The 3,214-nt window shown below is 57.0% G+C and carries 1 rRNA gene; it reads right to left on the bottom strand.

Going from position 1 to position 3,214, the window contains the following annotated elements:
• Positions 1–42: 42 nt before the first annotated feature.
• A 23S ribosomal RNA gene (locus EHS43_RS41120) occupies positions 43–3,164 on the bottom strand.
• Positions 3,165–3,214 lie beyond the last annotated feature (50 nt).

Consider the following 3,214-nt stretch of genomic DNA (forward strand, 5'->3'; position numbering starts at 1 on the left):
ACGGTCGTTGCCTCAGAACTAACACAGTGGACGCGAGCAAATATGGACAAGCCCTCGGCCTATTAGTACCGGTCACCTCCAGCGGTTACCCGCCTTCCAGATCCGGCCTATCAACCCAGTCGTCTACTGGGAGCCTTAACCCCTCAAAGGGGGTGGGAATACTCATCTCGAAGCAGGCTTCCCGCTTAGATGCTTTCAGCGGTTATCCCTCCCGAACGTAGCCAACCAGCCATGCCCTTGGCAGAACAACTGGCACACCAGAGGTTCGTCCGTCCCGGTCCTCTCGTACTAGGGACAGCCCTTCTCAATATTCCTACGCGCGCAGCGGATAGGGACCGAACTGTCTCACGACGTTCTAAACCCAGCTCGCGTACCGCTTTAATGGGCGAACAGCCCAACCCTTGGGACCGACTCCAGCCCCAGGATGCGACGAGCCGACATCGAGGTGCCAAACCATCCCGTCGATATGGACTCTTGGGGAAGATCAGCCTGTTATCCCCGGGGTACCTTTTATCCGTTGAGCGACGGCGCTTCCACAAGCCACCGCCGGATCACTAGTCCCGACTTTCGTCCCTGCTCGACCCGTCGGTCTCACAGTCAAGCTCCCTTGTGCACTTACACTCAACACCTGATTGCCAACCAGGCTGAGGGAACCTTTGGGCGCCTCCGTTACTCTTTAGGAGGCAACCGCCCCAGTTAAACTACCCATCAGACACTGTCCCTGATCCGGATCACGGACCCAGGTTAGACATCCAGCACGACCAGACTGGTATTTCAACGACGACTCCCCCTGAACTGGCGTCCAGAGTTCACAGTCTCCCAGCTATCCTACACAAGCCGAACCGAACACCAATATCAAACTGTAGTAAAGGTCCCGGGGTCTTTCCGTCCTGCTGCGCGAAACGAGCATCTTTACTCGTAGTGCAATTTCACCGGGCCTATGGTTGAGACAGTCGAGAAGTCGTTACGCCATTCGTGCAGGTCGGAACTTACCCGACAAGGAATTTCGCTACCTTAGGATGGTTATAGTTACCACCGCCGTTTACTGGCGCTTAAGTTCTCAGCTTCGCCACACCGAAATGTGACTAACCGGTCCCCTTAACGTTCCAGCACCGGGCAGGCGTCAGTCCGTATACATCGCCTTACGGCTTCGCACGGACCTGTGTTTTTAGTAAACAGTCGCTTCTCGCTGGTCTCTGCGGCCACCCCCAGCTCACCGAGTAAATCGGATCACCAGTGATGGCCCCCCTTCTCCCGAAGTTACGGGGGCATTTTGCCGAGTTCCTTAACCATAGTTCACCCGAACGCCTCGGTATTCTCTACCTGACCACCTGAGTCGGTTTAGGGTACGGGCCGCCATGAAACTCGCTAGAGGCTTTTCTCGACAGCATAGGATCATCCACTTCACCACAATCGGCTCGGCATCAGGTCTCAGCCTCGTGTGCGACGGATTTACCTATCGCACGGCCTACACCCTTACCCCGGGACAACCACCGCCCGGGCTGGACTACCTTCCTGCGTCACCCCATCACTCACCTACTGCAAGTCTGGTCCGTCGGCTCCACCACTCCCCTTTACCCGAAGGCTCCGGGGCGGCTTCACGGACTTAGCATCGCCTGGTTCAATGTTTGACGCTTCACAGCGGGTACCGGAATATCAACCGGTTATCCATCGACTACGCCTGTCGGCCTCGCCTTAGGTCCCGACTTACCCTGGGCAGATCAGCTTGACCCAGGAACCCTTAGTCAATCGGCGCACACGTTTCCCACGTGTGTATCGCTACTCATGCCTGCATTCTCACTCGTGAACCGTCCACCACTGCCTTCCGGCGCAGCTTCACCCGGCACACGACGCTCCCCTACCCATCACAGCCGCCGTTGGGCGTATTGCTGCAATGACACGACTTCGGCGGTACGCTTGAGCCCCGCTACATTGTCGGCGCGGAATCACTAGACCAGTGAGCTATTACGCACTCTTTCAAGGGTGGCTGCTTCTAAGCCAACCTCCTGGTTGTCTCTGCGACTCCACATCCTTTCCCACTTAGCGTACGCTTAGGGGCCTTAGTCGATGCTCTGGGCTGTTTCCCTCTCGACCATGGAGCTTATCCCCCACAGTCTCACTGCCGCGCTCTCACTTACCGGCATTCGGAGTTTGGCTAAGGTCAGTAACCCGGTAGGGCCCATCGCCTATCCAGTGCTCTACCTCCGGCAAGAAACACACGACGCTGCACCTAAATGCATTTCGGGGAGAACCAGCTATCACGGAGTTTGATTGGCCTTTCACCCCTAACCACAGGTCATCCCCCAGGTTTTCAACCCTGGTGGGTTCGGTCCTCCACGAAGTCTTACCTCCGCTTCAACCTGCCCATGGCTAGATCACTCCGCTTCGGGTCTTGAGCGTGCTACTAAAATCGCCCTGTTCGGACTCGCTTTCGCTACGGCTTCCCCACCCGGGTTAACCTCGCAACACACCGCAAACTCGCAGGCTCATTCTTCAAAAGGCACGCAGTCACGACGCAAACTCAAGTGCTTGCGCGACGCTCCCACGGCTTGTAGGCACACGGTTTCAGGTACTATTTCACTCCGCTCCCGCGGTACTTTTCACCATTCCCTCACGGTACTATCCGCTATCGGTCACCAGGGAATATTTAGGCTTAGCGGGTGGTCCCGCCAGATTCACACGGGATTTCTCGGGCCCCGTGCTACTTGGGTGTCTCTCAAACGAGCCGCTGACGTTTCGACTACGGGGGTCTTACCCTCTACGCCGGACCTTTCGCATGTCCTTCGCCTACATCAACGGTTTCTGACTCGTCTCACAGCCGGCAGACTGTGAAAGAGAGATCCCACAACCCCGTATGCGCAACCCCTGCCGGGTCTCACACGTCATAGGTTTGGCCTCATCCGGTTTCGCTCGCCACTACTCCCGGAATCACGGTTGTTTTCTCTTCCTGCGGGTACTGAGATGTTTCACTTCCCCGCGTTCCCTCCACATACCCTATGTGTTCAGGTATGGGTGACAGCCCATGACGACTGCCGGGTTTCCCCATTCGGAAACCCCCGGATCAAAGCCTGGTTGACGACTCCCCGGGGACTATCGTGGCCTCCCACGTCCTTCATCGGTTCCTGGTGCCAAGGCATCCACCGTGCGCCCTTAAAAACTTGGCCACAGATGCTCGCGTCCACTGTGCAGTTCTCAAACAACGACCAGCCACCCA

Source organism: Streptomyces sp. RP5T, assembly GCF_003933965.1.
Classification (GTDB): Bacteria; Actinomycetota; Actinomycetes; order Streptomycetales; family Streptomycetaceae; genus Streptomyces.